Here is a 17,742-nt window from a genome sequence, read left to right as displayed (position 1 = left end):
GATCTTGCCCTAATGGAGGTGTCGTTTCCCGATCCAGCCTCTATCGTGGGTCATGGAACTTTGCGCACACGCACCGCAGCTTCGGAGGATACGACACAATGGTTACCCAACAAGGGGGCTTCAGCGCCTCTGTTAACGCGATGTACGACCGGGCTGTCGGTATGATGGACCTTGGTCCCGGGCTGGTCGAGAAGATCAGGGTGTGCAACGCGACCTATACCGTTCGCTTTGGGGTGCGCCTGCGGGGCGCGATCCACACCTTTACCGGATATCGCTCCGTCCACTCCGAACATATGGAACCCGTGAAGGGCGGCATCCGCTATTCGCTGGCCGTCCACCAGGATGAGGTCGAGGCCCTTGCCGCGCTGATGACCTACAAGTGCGCGCTGGTCGAAACGCCATTCGGCGGGTCCAAAGGGGGGTTGTGCATCGACCCGACCCAATGGGAACCGCATGAGCTGGAGCAGATCACCCGACGGTTCGCCTATGAGCTGATCAAGCGCGACCTCATCAACCCCAGTCAGAACGTCCCCGCCCCCGACATGGGAACCGGCGAGCGCGAGATGGCCTGGATCGCCGATCAGTACAAACGCATGAAGACCACGGACATCAACGGAAATGCCTGCGTTACCGGCAAACCGCTGAATGCGGGCGGCATCGCCGGTCGGACCGAAGCGACGGGCCGGGGTGTGCAATATGCGCTGCGGGAATTTTTCCGTCACCCCGATGACATGAAGATCGCGGGCCTGACCGGCACGCTCGACGGCAAGCGAGTCGTGGTTCAGGGTCTGGGCAACGTGGGCTTCCATGCCGCCAGCTTCCTGTCGCGGGAGGATGGGGCCAAGATCATCGCCATCATCGAGCGCGACGGCGCGATTCATGATGAAGCCGGCCTCGATGTCGACATGGTGCATCTGCACATTCGTGAAAACGGCGGCGTGAAAGGCTTCCCCGGCGCTACATATGAGCCCGATGGTGCCAAGTTGCTGGAAATCGACTGCGACATCCTGATCCCGGCGGCGCTGGAAGGAGTGATCGACGAAGGGAACGCCGACCGCATCAAGGCGCCGCTGATCATCGAGGCGGCGAACGGTCCGGTCACAGCCGGGGCGAACGACATATTGCAGAAACGCGGCTGCGTCATCATCCCCGATCTTTACGCCAATGCTGGCGGTGTCACGGTCAGCTATTTCGAGTGGGTCAAGAACCTGAGCCATATCCGCTTCGGTCGAATGCAGCGCCGCGCGGAGGAAGCCCGACATCATGTGCTGGTGAATGAGCTGGAGCGGCTGTCGAAAAACAAGGAGGTGGCCTGGACGCTCTCGGACGACTTCAAGAAGAACTACCTGCGGGGCGCGGGTGAACTGGAACTCGTTCGATCCGGTCTCGACGATACGATGCGCGCGGCCTACGGCGCGATGCGCGAAGTCTGGCATTCCCGCGATGCGGTTCCCGACCTCCGGACAGCGGGCTTTATCGTCTCGATCGGCCGGATTGCGGCAAGCTATCAGGCCAAGGGCCTCTGATCTGAGCGCGCGTCCGGAACCCCGGCGAAGGACGCGCGTTCAGGACCATGCAGATTTTTCGTATAGTGTCCCGATTTCTGTCCCGAATGGGGCTGGACTACGATAATGCAACGCTTCGCGATGCGGCCCGCCTGTCAATCCAGAGCGCGATTGCCGCCATGGTTTCTTATATCGTTATCCGGGCAATCGGTTCGGACGAGGCCTTTGTGGCAATACTTTCGGCCGTTCTGATCCTGCAACCCAGTGTCGGGGGTACGATAGATGCCGCACGCACGCGGATCGCGGCATCGGTCATCGGGTCGCTGATCGGATTGGTCAGCCTGATCGTCTTGCCCACGGGCTTCGGCACGGCATTCGCGCTTCTTTTCACGATGCTGATCATAAACGCCTTTGCCCAGCTCAAACCGGAGTGGTCATATGGAGTCGTCGCCGCGGTCGCCCTGTCTATCGCCGATACAGAAGACCTGACCACGGCGTCCATCACGCGCCTTGTTGCTATCGCGCTGGGCGTGGCTACAGGTCTGATCGTGTCGGCGACGATCTGGCCGGATACCGCAACCGCCCGGTTCGAACGTCATCTGTCGGCGGCCCTGCGCCATATGGCAGACGCCATGCGCAACGTTTCGGAAAAGGCCCCGCAGGAGAAACCGGATACAGACATCAAGGGGCACCAAGCCGCCCGCGACAGTCTGCGCTCCGCCCGCGAAGTAAACGAGGCCGCCAAGATGGCTGATCACGGTGCCATGACGCAACGCCTGCAGGCTGCTGATGCGGCGTCCGATGCGATCTGGCTGCTCAATTCGATCATGCAGCGTACGGAGGACCTGAGGCAAACGCCTTTAGAGGAACCGCTCGCTCCTATTTCGAAACTCGGCGGAGACGTTCTGGATGCCTTGGCCGACGGCGAATTGATACATGACCAGATCAGCAACCTGTCAAAAGCCATCGACCGTGTCGTAACAACGTGCCGGGACGCCACCATGACGGACGCGAGGGGTGGCGATCAGGCTGAAGTCATTGCGTTCGCGTTCGGAACGCTACTTGATCAGATGCGGGGGGTGGCCGATTCACAACCCGATCCAACTCATCAAACGCCGACCTGGGCCGAAAGGGTCAGGTTGCGTCGCCGTTCCCTGTAAGAGCATCGGCTGTAGCCGGGTCTTCGCCGAAACGAGTCAACAGGGCGCTTTCCAGATCCTTGTTATAGGCGCGGGCCTGTTCGGTATACTCGGGGTTATCCTTGATCGACACACCTGGTTTCCAGACCTTTGCAAGGTTCAGCATCGCCTCTCGGTCATGACGGAAAAAAGTTTCGCGCGCTTCATGGGCCTCGGTTTCCGACCAGCCCATCTGTTCGAGAACATATCGCCCGACCCGCAGGGAGCTGTCGAACATTTCGCGAACGATCTGATCGGCACCAGCCCGATACAACTCGTAGACATGCACCCTGTCATAGGCGCGTGCGACGATATGTATTTCGGGGTTAGCCTTTTTCGCCAGCTTGACCAGCTTGACCGCGTCTGCCCTGCTGTCGACTGCTACAACCAGAATCTTCGCGGTTTTCAGTCCAGCAGCTTCCAGCAATTCGGGTCTGGTCGGGTCGCCCATATAAGTCTTGATTCCGAACTGGCGAAGCAACTGGATCGTTTCGATATCCCGGTCCAGAACCACCGTGCGGAGCCCCGCGCCCTGAAGCATGCGATGAACGACCTGACCGAACCGCCCGACTCCGGCGATGATAACTTCGGCCCGTTCGTCGATTTTATCGTCAGGAACGTCCTCGCCTGCGGGTTGTCGTGCGGCAAGTTTTTCATAGACGATGAACAGAAACGGAGTCAGCAGCATCGACAGGGCTACTGCCAGCAGCAGGATGGATGACACTCTGTCCGTGAAGACGCCATCCTGGACCCCGACCGACACCAGAACGAACCCGAATTCCCCCGCCTGCGCAAGGCTGAGTGTAAAGAGGATGCGGTCTCGCCCCTTCACGCGGAAAACGAGAGCCAGAACATACAGGATCGCGCCTTTGACCAACATTACGCCCAGAACGATCCCCAGGACGATCAGAGGGGCCGAAGCGAAGGTTTCAAAGCTGATGCCTGCCCCTACGGTTATAAAGAACAATCCAAGCAGAAGCCCTTTGAACGGCTCGATATCCGCCTCCAGCTCGTGGCGAAATTCGGAATTGGCCAGCACAACACCAGCGAGAAATGTACCGAGCGCGGGAGAAAGCCCGATCAGCGACATCATGACTGCGACACCGATCACGAACAGAAGCGTCACTACGGTGTGCATTTCGCGCAGGCGCGCGCGACCGGCGAAGTTGAAAACCGGCCGCGTCAGGAATGTGCCGCCCAGAATAATGACCGCGACCGCGCCTATCGTCAGCAGGCCGACCCCCCAACCGGGCAGGGCGTCGACCCAGGATGTGACATCGGCGACCATCGTGGCACTTTCGCCGTCACCAACCGCCGCCGGCTCACCTTCAGTTTCCGCTTTGCCTGTGGCCGCCGATCCATAATCGATCGCCAACAGGGGCATGATGGCCAACATCGGGATGACAACGATGTCTTGCGTCAACAGGACGGAAAAGGTCGAGCGTCCGCCTCGGGTTGAGGTCAGGGCCTTTTCATCGAGCGTCTGCATGACGATTGCCGTGGACGACAGTGCAAACACCATGCCGATCGCGATTGCGACGGGAAGCTGCAGGCCGAACCATGCCGCTGTCACCGTCACGAGGCCGGTCGTCAGCAAGACCTGACCCAGACCCAGCCCGAGCAATCGGACCCGCATCTCCCAGAGGGCGCGGGGCTCAAGTTCCAGCCCGATTACGAAAAGCATCATGACGACGCCGAATTCCGCGAAATGCTGCAATGTCACGGTCTCGGACCCGACGAGGCCGGTGACCGGGCCGATCAGGATGCCTGCGACCAGATAGCCAAGAACGGAGCCCAGCCCGAATCGTACGGCAAGCGGCACGCAGAGCGTTGCCGCACCCAGATATATCGCCGCCTGAAAGAGAAAGGATTCCATGTCACGGGTCTAGGCCACACTGCCCTGTCGGGCAACGCAGTGTTGGCGTCAGACGGGCAGGGGGCCATCCCGCTTGGGTTGGTCCATGACGATCTGGCTTTGAACGCGGGCCACGGCATCATGCGGCAGCAGGACACAGTGGATGAGATCGTTCAGCGCCGTCAGGTCGTGGCACCAGACGCGCAGCAGATAATCCGCCTCGCCCGTCATCGTCCAGACCGACACGACGCGCGGTTCTGTCTCCAGCAAACGCAGAAACGCACGGGCGCGGTCCGGGGCGTGGCTCGCCATCTGGACCTGAACGAAGGCCTGCACATTCAGATCCAGTTTGAATGGGTCGAGCCGGGCGACCGTGGCCCGGATCAGACCGTCCGTTTCCAGTCGGGCGCGCCGCCGTCCCGCCTGACTGGGCGACAGGTTCAGGGCGCGACCAAGCGCGTCTGCCGTAAGTGTTGCATCGCGCTGAACAAGACGAAGAAGATGGCGGTCGGTTTCATCAAGCACGGCTAGCCTCAAGGGTGCGCGTTTATCGCGTCCCCAAAAGTTAAGATGCGCGAAGAATGCGCGCAACTGCAATGATAGCCCTGATAATGCGCACAAGGATCAGAGCCGAGCCAGTATCGTACAGGCAAATTCGAAGGAGATCACTTATGGGTCCGTTCCCGCATCACGCCCCCTATGCCGAAATCAGTGCCGATAATCCGGCCGGAACCGACGGTTTCGCCTTTGTCGCTTTCGCGCATGAAGATCCACAGATGCTGCGCGACGTTTTCACCCGGCAGGGCTATTCTCATGTCGCAACGCACAAGACCGACGCCGTCGAGATCTGGCAGCAAGGCGATATTACCTATCTGATCGACGCCCAGCCCGGCAGCCACGCAATGCGCTTCGTCGACGAACATGGGCCTTGCGCCCCGGCGATGGGTTGGCGCGTCGCAGATGCCCGGCATGCCTTCGATCATGCCGTGGGCCGGGGTGCCATACCGTTCGACGGTCCGGGAAAGTTGATGGATGTGCCCGCAATCATCGGGATCGGCGGCAGCCTGATCTATTTCATAGATCAGTACCGTGACGCCTCGCCCTTCAATGCCGAGTTCGATTGGGTCGGCAAGGCGCACCCGGAGGGCGTGGGCTTCCACTACCTCGATCACCTGACCCATAACGTCCACAAGGGGAACATGGACAAGTGGTTCCGCTTCTACGGCGATCTGTTCAATTTCCGCGAAATCCGCTTTTTCGACATTCAGGGTAAACACTCCGGCCTGCTTAGCCGGGCACTGACGTCACCCTGTGGTCGTATCCGCATCCCGATCAACGAAGACCGCGGCGAGACCGGGCAGATCGTCGAATATCTCAAGCGTTACAACGGCGAAGGCATTCAGCACATCGCGGTAGGGGCCAGGGACATCTATTCGGCCGTCGACCGCATTGCCGACAATGGTGTCACCTTCATGCCGAAGCCGCCGCAATCTTATTACGATATGAGCCGGGAACGGGTGACCGACCACACGGAGCCGCTGGACCGGATGGAGAAGCACGGTATTCTGATCGACGGTGAAGGCGTCGTCGGTGGGGGCGAGACCCGGATTCTGCTGCAGATTTTCTCAAAGACCTGCATCGGGCCGATCTTTTTCGAGTTCATCCAGCGCAAGGGAGATGACGGCTTTGGTGAAGGCAACTTCAAGGCCCTGTTCGAGAGCATCGAGGCTGATCAGATTGCGAGGGGTGTCCTGGCGGTGGACTGACCTTACAATAGGGGCATTTCGTGCGCGCGTTTGTGGAAGATGACATCTGTATCGGCGTGGGACGCAGCGACAAAGGGGCGTCCAAGGTCGCGAAATCAGATACCGTGCAGGTTCCGCCGGAACCTGGCGACATGTTTCTGTAACACGAGCGATTGGGCGGAACTATACGCCGCGGCTGCCGTTGATTTATCGAACCGCACAAAATGTCTACGCCACAACCGTTGGCATATCTCCCCTTTATGGGCTCCGGTCGTCTTCCGGTGGTTGTGCGGTGCGGGAGGCGATCGTCAGAGCGGCGCCCCGGTTCTTTCATTAGGACTGGGGCGTTCGTATTTTTCACGGTCGGTACGCGATTGTCGTGCGACCTGAATGCGGCGAGCCGTGAAGGCCGCCAAAAACAACCCCGTCAAAACCAGCACGATGGTTGGCGCAGGTGCACTGTCCAACCAGAAACTCGCATATATGCCCGTCAGCATCGAACCGGTGCAGACGACGACAGAAACGACCAGCATACGTCCGAAACTTCGTGTGACCAGAAACGCTATGGCCCCCGGCGTCACCAGCAGAGCGACAGCCAAAATCAGGCCGACGGAGGCAAGCACTGCCACGACCACTAATGACAGGATCGTCAGCAGGCCATAATGCAGCAACCGCGTATTCAGCCCCGCCGCCTGTGCCTGCGCAGGATCGAAGGCATGCAGCAGAAAGTCCCGCCATTTCAGGCTCAGGACTGCGACCACCGGCCCCGAGATGGCCAGCCCGGTCCACAGGTCCGCAGGGCCGACGCCCAGCATATTCCCGAACAGGATCTGATCCAGATGGGCATCCGAAGGAAATGCAACGAACAGGATCAATCCGACTGCGAACATGCCGGAAAATACCACACCCATGACGGTGTCGCGTTTGACGCGCGAATTTTCGGCCAGATACCCGGTCAGTAGCGAACATCCCATGCCAGCGGTAAATGCCCCAACGATCAACGGAATGCCCAGCAGATATGCCAACACGACGCCGGGCAGGATTGCATGGCTGACGGCATCGCCCATCAACGCCCAACCCTTGAGGACGAGGAAACACGACAGAAGCGCAGCCGCTGGCGAGACGATCAGCGAAATCAGAAAGCCATTCTGCATGAACGGAAACTGAAATGGCAGGAGCAGTGTTTCGATCATGCTACCTTCCGGGCTTTCCGTGCCTTGCGACGGGTCGCCAGAACGCCGTGCACGGGTGCGAAAACAAAGGCGATACCGAAGATCAGAGTTTGCAGCGACACGATGATGCCGCCGGTCGCCCCATCAAGAAAGAAGCTAAGGTAAGCGCCAACGAACGATGTGCCGGCCCCGATGCTGATCGACCAAGCCAGCAGACGTGGAAACCGGTCGGCCAGCAGATAGGCGGTCGCACCGGGGGTCACCACCAGGGCGATCACCAGAAACGCGCCGACCGTTTGCATTGCTGCGACGACGGAAGCGGACAGCAGGGTGAAAAACAGGACTTTCAGCAACTCGGGCCGCAATCCAATGGATCGGGCGTGGCTTTCGTCGAAGAATGTGACCAGCAGGTCTTTCCACTTCAGCGCCAGTACCACTGCCGACACTGTTCCGATGATGACAAGCTGCAGCGTATCCTCTGGCGTGATGGCCAGGATATTGCCCATCGTGATGGTCTGAACCGACACAGATATCGGATTCACCGACACCATGAACAGGCCCAGCCCGAAGAACGATGTGAAGATGATGCCGATGATGACATCGGCTTTCAGCCCCGACCGATCGGTCAGGAAAAGCATCGCCGCCGCCGCCAATCCGCCCGACAGGAATGCGCCGAAGGCGAAAGGCAGGCCCAGCATATAGGCCCCCGCCACTCCGGGCACGACCGAATGGGACAGGGCATCCCCGATCAGCGACCAGCCCTTGAGCATCAGGTAACACGACAAGAAGGCACATACGCCGCCGACCAGCGCGCTGACCCACATCGCGTTGACCATGTAGGAATAGGCGAAGGGCTCAAGCATTGCCGTCATCTGTGTCGGCCTTGACCGTCATGCGCGCAATCGATTTCTTCCGCTTCTCGCCATACATCACAAACGGTCGTTCATCGTCAGTGATGATACGCACTTCGCGGGTGTCTTCGTCGTCGTGGTGCAACTCGGTCCCGCCCAGCGTGAAATGCCGCAGGACGCCTCCGAAGGCAGCCTCCAGATTATCGCGGGTGTAGACTTCGTCGGTCTTGCCGTAGGCGGTGACGGTCCCTTTAACGAGGACGACACGATCGCAGAATTCCGGCACGGACCCGAGGTTGTGCGTCGACACCAGCATCACCCGGCCTTCCTCGCGCATTTCGCGCAGCAGGGCGACAATCTGCTCCTCGGTCTTGACGTCGACGCCGGTAAATGGCTCGTCCAGCAGGATGACCTGACCGTCCTGCGCCAGGGCGCGAGCCAGAAAGACGCGCTTGCGCTGACCTCCTGAAAGCTCACCGATCTGACGCTGCCGATAATCGGACATGCCGACGCGGGCCAGCGCCTGATCGACAGCGGCATGATCGGCCGGACGGGCGCGGCGCAGGAACCCCATGTGGCCGTATCGACCCATCATCACGACGTCTTCGACCAGTACGGGGAAGGCCCAGTCGACCTCCTCCGCCTGCGGGACATAGGCGACGATATTGGATTTCAGGGCCTCGCGTACGGTTCGCCCCAACAGTCTGATTTCACCCTGGGACGCAGGCACAAAGCCCATTATGGCCTTGAACAGCGTGGATTTGCCCGCCCCGTTCACCCCGACCAGCGCGGTCACGCTGCCCTTGGGAATGTGAAAGGTCGCGTCGCGCAGCGCCGTGAGACCGTTACGATAGGTCACGGTTACACCGGTCGCGTCGATGCCGCCGCCATCTGCCACACTGTTTATCATCGGTTTGCCAAAAGGCCGTCGGCCACCGTTTCCGACGTTACCCGCAGCAGATCCAGATATGTCGGGACCGGCCCGTCGGCTTCCGACAGACTGTCGACATACAACTCGCCTCCGTAGGCCGCGCCGGTTTCGCGGGCGACCTGTCTGGCGGGGTCCGTATTGACGGTGCTTTCGCAGAATACGACGGGAATGTTATGGTCGCGCACCCCGTCGATTACCTTGCGCACCTGCTGCGGGGTGCCCACGGCATCGGCGTTGATGGGCCACAGATACAATTCCTTCAACCCGAAATCGCGCGCCAGATAGCTGAAGGCCCCTTCGCAGGTGACCAGCCAGCGGCCATCTTCGGGGATGGTCGCCAGACGTTCGCGCGCCGGGGCGAGGGTGGCAGTGATTTGCGTCTTGTAAGCATCGGCGTTGGCAGCGTACGTCGACGCATTCGCAGGGTCGGCTTCCGACAACGCATCGCGGATATTGTCGACATAGATCAGTGCGGCATCCGGGCCGATCCAGGCGTGGGGGTTTGCCAGCCCTTCATAGCCGCCTTCGGTGATGGAAATCGGTTCGATCCCATCGCTGACGGTGACGGATGGGATATCGCCCAGATTTGACAGGAATTGCTCGTACCACAGCTCCAGATTCAGGCCGTTCCACAGCAGCAGATCCGCATCCGACGCACGCACCAGGTCTCGCGGTGTGGGGGAGTAGCCGTGGATTTCCGCCCCCGGTTTGGTGACCGACACGACATCGGCGGCATCGCCTGCGACATTGCGGGCCATATCGGCAATGACGGTGAAGGTAGTCACGACCTTCAATCTGCCCTCCTGCGCCGTGGCGGGTGAGGCGAGGAGAAGTATGGCGAGGATGATGCGAAACATGAATACCTGAGATTGAGAACTATTCGCAAAAGTGGCTCTTACGCTCGGAATGTCAAGGGCCGCCCCGAAAGGCAGCCCATGCAATTTACTGTTCTTTTCGATGGTCCACCAAATGCCGGAGCTTTGTATCCGCTGACTGTATGATCTGCCTTGCCAAGCTGTCCGGAATATATGGCCAAACTATCTGTTTCGATGCTGCTTAACTGTGCGGTCTATATTTTCTCTCATAAAGAGGAACGCGGCAGTGCGGAATTTGGAGTAACCATCTTGAGCAATCTCAAAGCTTCAATGGATCAGTCGATCTTCGGCAGCAACAGGTCCAACGACGCCTTTGCATCGCCGTAGAACATGCGCGTGTTCTCTTTGTAGAACAGCGGGTTCTCGATGCCGGAATATCCGGTGCCCTGGCCTCGTTTGGACACGAACACCTGCTTCGCCTTCCAGACCTCCAGCACCGGCATCCCGGCGATGGGGCTGTTGGGGTCGTCCTGCGCGGCGGGGTTCACGATGTCGTTTGACCCGATGACGATGACGACATCGGTGTCGGGCAGGTCGTCGTTGATCTCGTCCATTTCCAGCACGATGTCATAGGGCACCTTCGCCTCGGCCAGCAGCACGTTCATATGGCCGGGCAAACGGCCCGCGACGGGGTGAATGGCGAAGCGGACGTTCTTGCCCTTGGCGCGCAATTTGCGGGTCAGTTCGGCCACATTCTGCTGTGCCTGCGCGACCGCCATGCCATAGCCCGGCACGATGACGACACTGTCCGCCTCGTTGAGCGCATTCGCTACGCCGTCGGCATCAATGGCGACCTGTTCGCCCTCGACCGCCATCTGTTCGCCCGCCGGGCCACCGAAGCCGCCCAGAATAACCGACACAAAGCTGCGATTCATCGCCTTGCACATGATATACGACAGGATTGCGCCCGACGATCCGACCAACGCGCCGACCACGATCAACAGGTCATTGCCAAGGCTGAAACCGATCGCCGCCGCTGCCCAGCCCGAGTAACTGTTGAGCATCGAGACGACGACGGGCATGTCTGCGCCGCCGATGCCCGTGATCAGGTGATACCCGATGAAAAGCGCGGCCAGCGTCATGATGAACAGTGGAAAAAACCCGCCAGTGTTGAAGTACCAGATCAGCGCCAGCAGAGAGATACCCGCCGCCGCCGCATTCAACAGATGACCGCCCGGTAGCTTTTTAGCAGCCGAGTCGACCTTTCCCGCAAGCTTGCCATAGGCGATGACCGAACCGGTGAAGGTCACGGCTCCGATGAAGACGCCCAGGAACAACTCGACCCGCAGGATATTCAGCTCGACAGTGGTCTTCTTGGCGATCAGCGTGGCGAAGGTGCCCAGTGTCGTCAGATCGGCGCCCTCTGCTTTGAGCCCCGCGACGCGCGCCATTTCGAAATGCGCGATGAAGCCGACGAACACGGCGGCCAGACCGACCAGCGAATGCATGGCCGCAACCAGTTCCGGCATCTGCGTCATCTGCACTTTGGTTGCCAGTTGGTAACCGATGACGCCACCCAGTGCGATCAGGATCAGCGACAGCACCCAAAGCCCCGCACCGGGGCCTATCAGGGTTGCGAAGACCGCCAGAGCCATGCCCGCGATACCGTACCAGACGGCGCGCTTGGCCGATTCCTGACCTGACAATCCGCCCAGAGACAGGATGAAGAGAACGGCTGCGACAACATAGGCCGCAGTGGTGAATCCGAATTCCATGACCGGTCCCCCTTATGATTTCTGGAACATGGCGAGCATGCGCCGTGTCACGAGGAAGCCGCCGAAAATGTTTATCCCGGCCATGAAGACGGACAACGCCGCCAGAAGGATCACCAGCCACGAGCCCGAGCCGATCTGCACCAGGGCGCCCAGAATGATGATCGAAGAGATCGCGTTGGTCACCGCCATCAGTGGTGTGTGCAGGCTGTGCGACACGTTCCAGATGACCTGAAACCCGACGAAAACAGACAGGACGAATACGATGAAGTGCTGCATGAAACTGGCAGGCGCGAAAAAGCCTACGAAAAGCAGAAGCGCGGCACCGATGACCAGCAGCCCGACCTGATTGCGGGTCTGTGCCTTGAAGGCGGCGACTTCGGTCGCGCGTTTTTCCTCGGCTGTCGGGACGATAACTTTCTGCTTCGGCTTCGTTGCGATGGCCGCGATTTTGGGCGGCGGGGGCGGCCATGTGATCGACCCTTCGTGCGTGACGGTCGCGCCCCGGATCACATCGTCTTCCATGTCGTGGACCACGACACCGTCCTTCTCGGGCGTCAGGTCGGCCATCATATGACGGATGTTGTTGCCATAAAGCGTCGACGACTGCGCCGCCATCCGACTGGGGAAATCGGTATAGCCGATGATCGTGACGCCGTTATCGGTGACGATCTTTTCGTCCGGCACGGTCAGTTCGCAGTTACCGCCGCGTTCGGCCGCCAGATCCACGATTACCGATCCGGGCTTCATGGACTTGACCATATCGGCCGTCCACAACACCGGCGCGGGCCGGTTCGGGATCAGCGCGGTCGAGATGACGATGTCGATATCCGGAGCGATCTCACGGAACTTGGCCAGTTGCTTTGCCTGGAATTCGGGGCTGGAAGGCGGGGCATAGCCGCCCGTCTCCGCGCCGTCGGGCAATTCGCTGTCGTCGAACTCCAGATAGACGAACTCCGCCCCCATCGACTCGATCTGCTCGGCCACTTCGGGACGCACGTCAAAGGCATAGGTGATGGCGCCCAGTGATGTAGACGTGCCGATCGCGGCCAGACCGGCGACACCCGCACCGATCACCAGAACCTTGGCCGGTGGCACCTTGCCTGCAGCCGTTACCTGTCCGGTGAAGAAACGCCCGAAGTTATTGCCCGCCTCGATCACCGCGCGATACCCGGCGATATTCGCCATCGACGACAGCGCATCCATCTTCTGGGCGCGGGAAATCCGGGGAACCATGTCCATCGCAATGGCAGTCGCGCCCTTGGATTTCAGCGTTTCCATCAGCGCCTCGTTCGACGACGGATAGAAGAACGAGATCAGCGTCTGGCCCTTGGTCAGTCGCTTGGCTTCAGTTTCCGTCGGCGGGCGCACCTTGGCCACGACGTCGATCATCTTGAACAGGGACGGCGCTGTCTTGACGACTTCCACCCCTGCATCACGATACGCATCATCCGTGAACCCGGCGAGGGTACCGGCACCGGCCTCGATAAAAACTTCATGCCCGAGCTTTTGCAGATGACCTGCGCTCTCTGGGGTGATGGCGACGCGGGCTTCGCCCTCGTGTACCTCTTTCGGTGCGCCGATCTTCATTGCAAAGTCTCCGGGGGCAGTTAGCGGTAATCCCTCTTATCTGTCGGCAACGGAAGCCTCAATGCAACATGCGCTGATGCGACACTTAATTGCGTGAAGGATGATGACCTTGGGGAAATTGAGCGAACGGCACGCACTTGTAACAGGCGGTGGCAGCGGCATCGGTCGCGCCATTGCGGAAAGCCTGATGTCGGCGGGCGCGCGCGTCACGGTCACCGGACGGCGACTGGAAGCATTGCAATCCGTGTCCGGCGCAAATGCAGTCGCGATGGATGTAACCGACGAAGCTTCTGTCATCGAGGGCATCGACGCTGCCCGCGCCGCGTTTGGCCCTGTTCAGATATGTATTGCAAACGCGGGCATCGCAGAAGGTGCATCACTGGCCAGGACTGATGCGCAGATGTGGCGGCGCATCATGGCGACAAACCTCGACGGGGCGTTTCACACGATCCGCGCCTGCCTGCCCGACATGGACGACTGGGGAAGGGTCATCGCCGTGTCATCCATCGCGGGGCTTAAGGGATTGAAAGGAGCATCGGCCTATACCGCGTCGAAACATGGAATGATCGGACTGATCCGGGCGCTTGCAGCGGATCATCTGGGACGCGGCGTCACGTTTAACGCGCTCTGCCCCGGATATGTGGATACCGCGATCGTAACTGACAACACCTCACGGATCATGGCAAGGACGGGCATGTCCGAGGCGGATGCGCGCGATGTGATGATCGGCCAAAACGCCCATCGCCGCCTGATCGAAGTCGATGAAGTAGCCGATGCCGCGATATGGCTGTGCAGCGATGGCGCACGTAGCGTGAATGGTCAGGCGATACAGATCGCCGGGGGGCAATACTGATGAACTGGACGGAGATGCGAAAACGGTTCCATCTGCCGGATGGGGTGATCTATCTGGATGGCAATTCGCTGGGTCCACTGCCGGTCGCAGCGGCGGAGCGCGTGCGCCGAACGATCGAAGACGAGTGGGGGCAGCTTCTGATCCGGGGTTGGAACACAGGCGCGGACGGTGAAGGCTGGATGGGATGGCCCACACGTCTGGGCGACCGCATAGGTCGCTTGATCGGCGCGCCCGAGGGGTCAGTCGTCGTGGGCGACACCCTGTCGATCAAGGTGTTTCAGGTGCTGGATGCCGCCTTGAAGTTGCGGCCCGACCGTCGCGTGATTCTGTCTGACAGCGGCAATTTTCCGACCGATCTCTATATGGCTGAAGGATTGATCGCCACGCTGGGGCAGGGGCACGAGTTGCGGGTCGTCGCGCCAGAAGACGTGGCAACGGCGATCGACGACGCCGTGGCCGTCACCCTGTTGACACAGGTTGATTATCGCACCGGTCGGATGCATGACATGGCGTCCCTGACCGCACTGGCCCACGATCACGGCGCACTTGCAATCTGGGATCTGGCCCATTCCGCCGGCGCGCACGAAGTTGATGTGACGGCCGCAAATGCCGATTTCGCAATCGGCTGCACCTATAAGTATCTGAACGCCGGCCCCGGTGCGCCCGCCTTTGTCCACGTCCGCCCCGACTTGCAGGACCGGATCGCCCCGGCGCTGTCAGGGTGGCTGGGACATGCCGCGCCCTTCGCCTTCGATCCATCCTATCGTCCCGGTCCGGGGATCGAGCGGATGCGCGTCGGCACACCTCCGGTCCTGCAACTCGCCGCGCTCGACGCCGCACTCGATATCTGGGACGACGTCGACATGCCTGCCTTGCGGGCGCGCTCTCTCGAATTGTCTGGCCGTTTTTTCGACGGTGTCTCCGAACTATGTCCTTCGCTGATGCCTGCATCGCCCGCCGATCAGACGTGCGGCTCGCAAGTCAGCTTCCGCCACGATCAGGGCTATGCGGTCATGCAGGCCCTGATCGCGCGCGGTGTCATCGGCGACTTCCGCGCACCCGACATCCTGCGCTTTGGTTTTACCCCGTTATTCATCGGCGAGTCCGAGGTGGATGCGGCAGTCTCCCATCTGGCGCAGGTTCTGACCACGCGGGAATGGGATCAGCCGCAATTTCTTGCGCGTAAGGCCGTGACCTGAAAGCCGCCATGCCATTGCATACCGCGCGGTGGCGATTGCACCCTTCCGCTTGGCGCACACCTATCGCGCCATACGTCGGAGATACCTGATATGTTGCGCGATTATCCCTGCCGCTACGATTTGGCCAACGAGCTTCATGCCCGTCCGTTCCCGTCACTGCCGACCGGGTCCGAAGCCGCGTTCCTCGCCATCAAGCGGGAACACGATGCTGCCAATCGTGACCGCGCAGCGGACAGGGCGCATCTTCTGGCGTTGCTGGACCGGTTTGGCGCGGATCATCCTAAACCCGATGCAACCCATTTCTTCGGCCAGATGGGCCGCTATCGCCTCAAATGGGAGAGTCATACCGAATTCGTGACCTACACGCTGTTTTCCGACAGTCTTTCGCCGCTCCCATTTGACGGCAATTTGTTTGCGGCCTTCCCCGCTGACTGGTTGGCCGCAGCGCCGGGCCTGCGTCTGACGTCCGCCCTGATCCGGGTAGAGCCGGAGTGCGACGACATGGACGCTAAAATGTCAAAATGGTTCGTACCCGAAAGCCTTGCCGCCGCGACCGTGCTGGATGGATGCGCGACGATTGCGGGCGACTTTCGCATCGACGCCAGCGGTCATATGCGATTTGCCCTGTTTACCGCTCCGGGAACTGGTGAACGACGGATCGGACGCATTGCCCAAAGGCTTTGCGAGATTGAAACCTACAAGACGATGTCGATGCTGGCCCTTCCGCGCGCCCATGATCTGAGCGCCCGTCTGGGTAAAATGGATACGCAGCTTTCCGCACTCGTCGGGGCTCTGCGTCAGACCGACAGCGATGCCGATGCGACACTGGAAGACCTGCTGGCCATCGGGTCGGAGCTTGAGACGATGCTCGCCCTCTCGGCCTTTCGCTTCGGCGCGCGCGAGGCTTATGCGGCACTGGTCGCGCAGCGCATTGCCATCCTGCGCGAAGATCGGACCGGAGGGCGGCAAACCTTCGCGGAGTTCATGATGCGCCGGTTCGACCCTGCGATGCGCACCTGTCAATCGGTCGAAAGGCGAATGGAAGCCCTGGCCGAACGGGCGCGCCGTGCCGGTGATTTGCTGTCTACCCGTGTGAACGTAGAGCGGGCGACCCAGAATGGCAGACTGCTGCGCTCGATGGATGACCGCGCCGCGATGCAGTTGCGTCTGCAAAAGACGGTCGAGGGGCTGTCGGTCGTCGCCATCGGGTACTATGCCGTCAACCTCGTGACCTATATTGCCTATCCGTTCGGATCGGCCATCGGTCTGACGAAAGAAATGATCTCGGCCATGGCCGTGGTGCCTGTCGTCCTTCTGGTCTGGTGGGTCATCCGACGCATCCGTGCCCACGCCGAGGACTGATTATCGGGGTTAGACACACGTATCAGTCGGCTATCAGTTGGCCGGATCCATTCGGATCAGGCTGCCTGCGCCGTGACTGGTGAACAGTTCCAGCAAGGCCGCGTTCGGCACCCGCCCGTCCAGAATGACGACGGCGCGCACACCCGCCGCCAGCGCATCCAGCGCGGTTTCGGTCTTGGGGATCATGCCGCCCGCAATTGTGCCGTCTGCCGTCATTTCGCGCACCTGCGAGGCCGACAATTGCGTCACGACTTCGCCGGTGCCGTCCTTTACGCCAGCCACATCCGTTAGCAACAGCAGGCGATCGGCCCGCAATGCCCCGGCAATGGCCCCTGCGGCAGTGTCGCCGTTGATGTTGAAGGTCTCGTCGTTCTCGCCCGTGCCGATGGGGGCGATCACAGGGATCATCTCATCGCGAAACAGGCTGTGCAACAGACGGGGGTCCACTTCGGACGGGGTGCCGACAAAGCCCAAATCCGGGTCCGTCTGCGTGCAGACGATCATGTCGGCGTCCTTGCCCGACAGGCCAACGGCGCGCCCACCGGCCGAGTTGATGGCCTGAACGATCCGCTTGTTGACCTCTCCGGCCAGCACCATTTCAACGACACGGACGGTTTCGGCATCGGTCACGCGCTTGCCGCGTACGAACTCCGACTCGACGCCAAGCCTGGCCAGCAGTTCATTGATCATCGGTCCGCCGCCGTGAACGATCACCGGGTTGATCCCGACCGTTCGCATCAGCACGACGTCGCGGGCGAAACTGGCCATGCCCTCATCGCTGCCCATCGCATGTCCGCCCAGCTTGATGACGACGATCGCGTCGTTATAGCGCGTCAGATAAGGCAATGCTTCGTTAAGCGTGCGGGCGATGGCGGCATTGTCGCGGGCGGTCATGGAATCCTGTTTCTGCATTG

General features: G+C 60.6%; 15 protein-coding genes. 6 read left to right on the top strand and 9 right to left on the bottom strand.

Annotated elements, in window-relative coordinates; genetic code table 11:
- Nucleotides 1-98 precede the first annotated feature (98 nt).
- Nucleotides 99-1,526 carry a Glu/Leu/Phe/Val family dehydrogenase gene (locus AC13C2_RS02150; RefSeq protein ID WP_092760818.1) on the top strand — a complete coding sequence of 476 codons (1,428 nt, stop codon included), beginning with the start codon at nucleotides 99-101 and terminating at the stop codon, nucleotides 1,524-1,526.
- Nucleotides 1,527-1,591: 65 nt separating this feature from the next.
- On the top strand, nucleotides 1,592-2,665 hold the full coding sequence (locus AC13C2_RS02145) for an FUSC family protein (protein WP_482885796.1): 1,074 nt from the start codon (nucleotides 1,592-1,594) through the stop codon (nucleotides 2,663-2,665).
- Here the strand turns inward: AC13C2_RS02145 and AC13C2_RS02140 are convergent.
- Both AC13C2_RS02140 and AC13C2_RS02135 read right to left on the bottom strand, forming a co-directional pair.
- Complete coding sequence (locus AC13C2_RS02140; protein ID WP_092760822.1) at nucleotides 2,640-4,559, bottom strand: cation:proton antiporter domain-containing protein; 1,920 nt, start codon at nucleotides 4,557-4,559, stop codon at nucleotides 2,640-2,642. The two genes, AC13C2_RS02145 and AC13C2_RS02140, sit on opposite strands and share 26 nt — an antisense overlap.
- Nucleotides 4,560-4,607: 48 nt before the next feature.
- Nucleotides 4,608-5,063: an Lrp/AsnC family transcriptional regulator gene (locus AC13C2_RS02135; RefSeq protein ID WP_092760824.1), complete on the bottom strand. Its 456-nt coding sequence runs from the start codon at nucleotides 5,061-5,063 to the stop codon at nucleotides 4,608-4,610.
- Nucleotides 5,064-5,209: 146 nt separating this feature from the next.
- Here AC13C2_RS02135 and hppD point away from each other — a divergent pair, with 146 nt between their 5' ends.
- Nucleotides 5,210-6,304, top strand: coding sequence for a 4-hydroxyphenylpyruvate dioxygenase (gene hppD, locus AC13C2_RS02130; RefSeq protein WP_092760826.1), 1,095 nt, complete (start codon nucleotides 5,210-5,212; stop codon nucleotides 6,302-6,304).
- Nucleotides 6,305-6,591: 287 nt separating this feature from the next.
- On the opposite strand, the gene AC13C2_RS02125 is transcribed toward hppD, so the two are convergent.
- The 6 genes from AC13C2_RS02125 to AC13C2_RS02100 all read right to left on the bottom strand — a co-directional run bounded on the left by AC13C2_RS02125 (nucleotide 6,592) and on the right by AC13C2_RS02100 (nucleotide 13,414).
- Nucleotides 6,592-7,476 carry a metal ABC transporter permease gene (locus tag AC13C2_RS02125; RefSeq protein ID WP_482885794.1) on the bottom strand — a complete coding sequence of 295 codons (885 nt, stop codon included), beginning with the start codon at nucleotides 7,474-7,476 and terminating at the stop codon, nucleotides 6,592-6,594.
- A complete protein-coding gene (locus tag AC13C2_RS02120; RefSeq protein WP_482885793.1) occupies nucleotides 7,473-8,327 on the bottom strand; it encodes a metal ABC transporter permease in 855 nt (284 codons plus the stop codon). The genes AC13C2_RS02125 and AC13C2_RS02120 overlap by 4 nt, the downstream gene beginning before the upstream one ends.
- Nucleotides 8,311-9,216: a manganese/iron ABC transporter ATP-binding protein gene (locus AC13C2_RS02115; protein ID WP_482885792.1), complete on the bottom strand. Its 906-nt coding sequence runs from the start codon at nucleotides 9,214-9,216 to the stop codon at nucleotides 8,311-8,313. Before AC13C2_RS02115 ends, AC13C2_RS02120 begins: the two co-directional genes overlap by 17 nt.
- Nucleotides 9,213-10,094, bottom strand: a complete 882-nt coding sequence (locus AC13C2_RS02110) for a metal ABC transporter substrate-binding protein (protein WP_482885791.1) — start codon at nucleotides 10,092-10,094, stop codon at nucleotides 9,213-9,215. Before AC13C2_RS02110 ends, AC13C2_RS02115 begins: the two co-directional genes overlap by 4 nt.
- Before the next feature lie 293 nt (nucleotides 10,095-10,387).
- A complete protein-coding gene (locus AC13C2_RS02105; RefSeq protein WP_482885790.1) occupies nucleotides 10,388-11,827 on the bottom strand; it encodes an NAD(P)(+) transhydrogenase (Re/Si-specific) subunit beta in 1,440 nt (479 codons plus the stop codon).
- A 12-nt stretch (nucleotides 11,828-11,839) separates the two neighbouring features.
- Nucleotides 11,840-13,414: a Re/Si-specific NAD(P)(+) transhydrogenase subunit alpha gene (locus AC13C2_RS02100; protein ID WP_424337667.1), complete on the bottom strand. Its 1,575-nt coding sequence runs from the start codon at nucleotides 13,412-13,414 to the stop codon at nucleotides 11,840-11,842.
- 109 nt (nucleotides 13,415-13,523) lie between these two features.
- Here AC13C2_RS02100 and AC13C2_RS02095 point away from each other — a divergent pair, with 109 nt between their 5' ends.
- The 3 genes from AC13C2_RS02095 (at nucleotide 13,524) to AC13C2_RS02085 (ending at nucleotide 16,828) form a co-directional block, all read left to right on the top strand.
- Nucleotides 13,524-14,267, top strand: a complete 744-nt coding sequence (locus tag AC13C2_RS02095) for an SDR family NAD(P)-dependent oxidoreductase (RefSeq protein ID WP_474522286.1) — start codon at nucleotides 13,524-13,526, stop codon at nucleotides 14,265-14,267.
- Nucleotides 14,267-15,466, top strand: a complete 1,200-nt coding sequence (kynU, locus tag AC13C2_RS02090) for a kynureninase (RefSeq protein ID WP_245737512.1) — start codon at nucleotides 14,267-14,269, stop codon at nucleotides 15,464-15,466. Before AC13C2_RS02095 ends, kynU begins: the two co-directional genes overlap by 1 nt.
- Nucleotides 15,467-15,556: 90 nt before the next feature.
- Entirely contained in the window at nucleotides 15,557-16,828 is a 1,272-nt protein-coding gene (locus tag AC13C2_RS02085; RefSeq protein WP_423787122.1) for a DUF3422 family protein, read from the top strand.
- A gap of 33 nt (nucleotides 16,829-16,861) precedes the next feature.
- Here the strand turns inward: AC13C2_RS02085 and argB are convergent, their stop codons facing one another.
- Nucleotides 16,862-17,740 carry an acetylglutamate kinase gene (gene argB, locus AC13C2_RS02080; protein WP_092760842.1) on the bottom strand — a complete coding sequence of 293 codons (879 nt, stop codon included), beginning with the start codon at nucleotides 17,738-17,740 and terminating at the stop codon, nucleotides 16,862-16,864.
- Between the last annotated feature and the right edge of the window lie 2 nt (nucleotides 17,741-17,742).

Source organism: Jannaschia sp. L-14R, from assembly GCF_056857695.1.
This window is presented reverse-complemented; position numbering and strand designations above follow the sequence as displayed.

Excerpts from the sequence above, each read along its gene's own strand:
- AC13C2_RS02120 (WP_482885793.1), bottom strand. The coding sequence starts at position 8,327 with ATGACGGCAATGCTTGAGCCCTTCGCCTATTCCTACATGGTCAACGCG.
- AC13C2_RS02125 (WP_482885794.1), bottom strand. The coding sequence starts at position 7,476 with ATGATCGAAACACTGCTCCTGCCATTTCAGTTTCCGTTCATGCAGAAT.
- AC13C2_RS02150 (WP_092760818.1), top strand. The coding sequence starts at position 99 with ATGGTTACCCAACAAGGGGGCTTCAGCGCCTCTGTTAACGCGATGTAC.
- argB (WP_092760842.1), bottom strand. The coding sequence starts at position 17,740 with ATGCAGAAACAGGATTCCATGACCGCCCGCGACAATGCCGCCATCGCC.
- AC13C2_RS02085 (WP_423787122.1), top strand. The coding sequence starts at position 15,557 with ATGTTGCGCGATTATCCCTGCCGCTACGATTTGGCCAACGAGCTTCAT.
- AC13C2_RS02115 (WP_482885792.1), bottom strand. The coding sequence starts at position 9,216 with ATGATAAACAGTGTGGCAGATGGCGGCGGCATCGACGCGACCGGTGTA.
- AC13C2_RS02100 (WP_424337667.1), bottom strand. The coding sequence starts at position 13,414 with ATGAAGATCGGCGCACCGAAAGAGGTACACGAGGGCGAAGCCCGCGTC.
- AC13C2_RS02110 (WP_482885791.1), bottom strand. The coding sequence starts at position 10,094 with ATGTTTCGCATCATCCTCGCCATACTTCTCCTCGCCTCACCCGCCACG.
- AC13C2_RS02140 (WP_092760822.1), bottom strand. The coding sequence starts at position 4,559 with ATGGAATCCTTTCTCTTTCAGGCGGCGATATATCTGGGTGCGGCAACG.
- kynU (WP_245737512.1), top strand. The coding sequence starts at position 14,267 with ATGAACTGGACGGAGATGCGAAAACGGTTCCATCTGCCGGATGGGGTG.
- hppD (WP_092760826.1), top strand. The coding sequence starts at position 5,210 with ATGGGTCCGTTCCCGCATCACGCCCCCTATGCCGAAATCAGTGCCGAT.
- AC13C2_RS02105 (WP_482885790.1), bottom strand. The coding sequence starts at position 11,827 with ATGGAATTCGGATTCACCACTGCGGCCTATGTTGTCGCAGCCGTTCTC.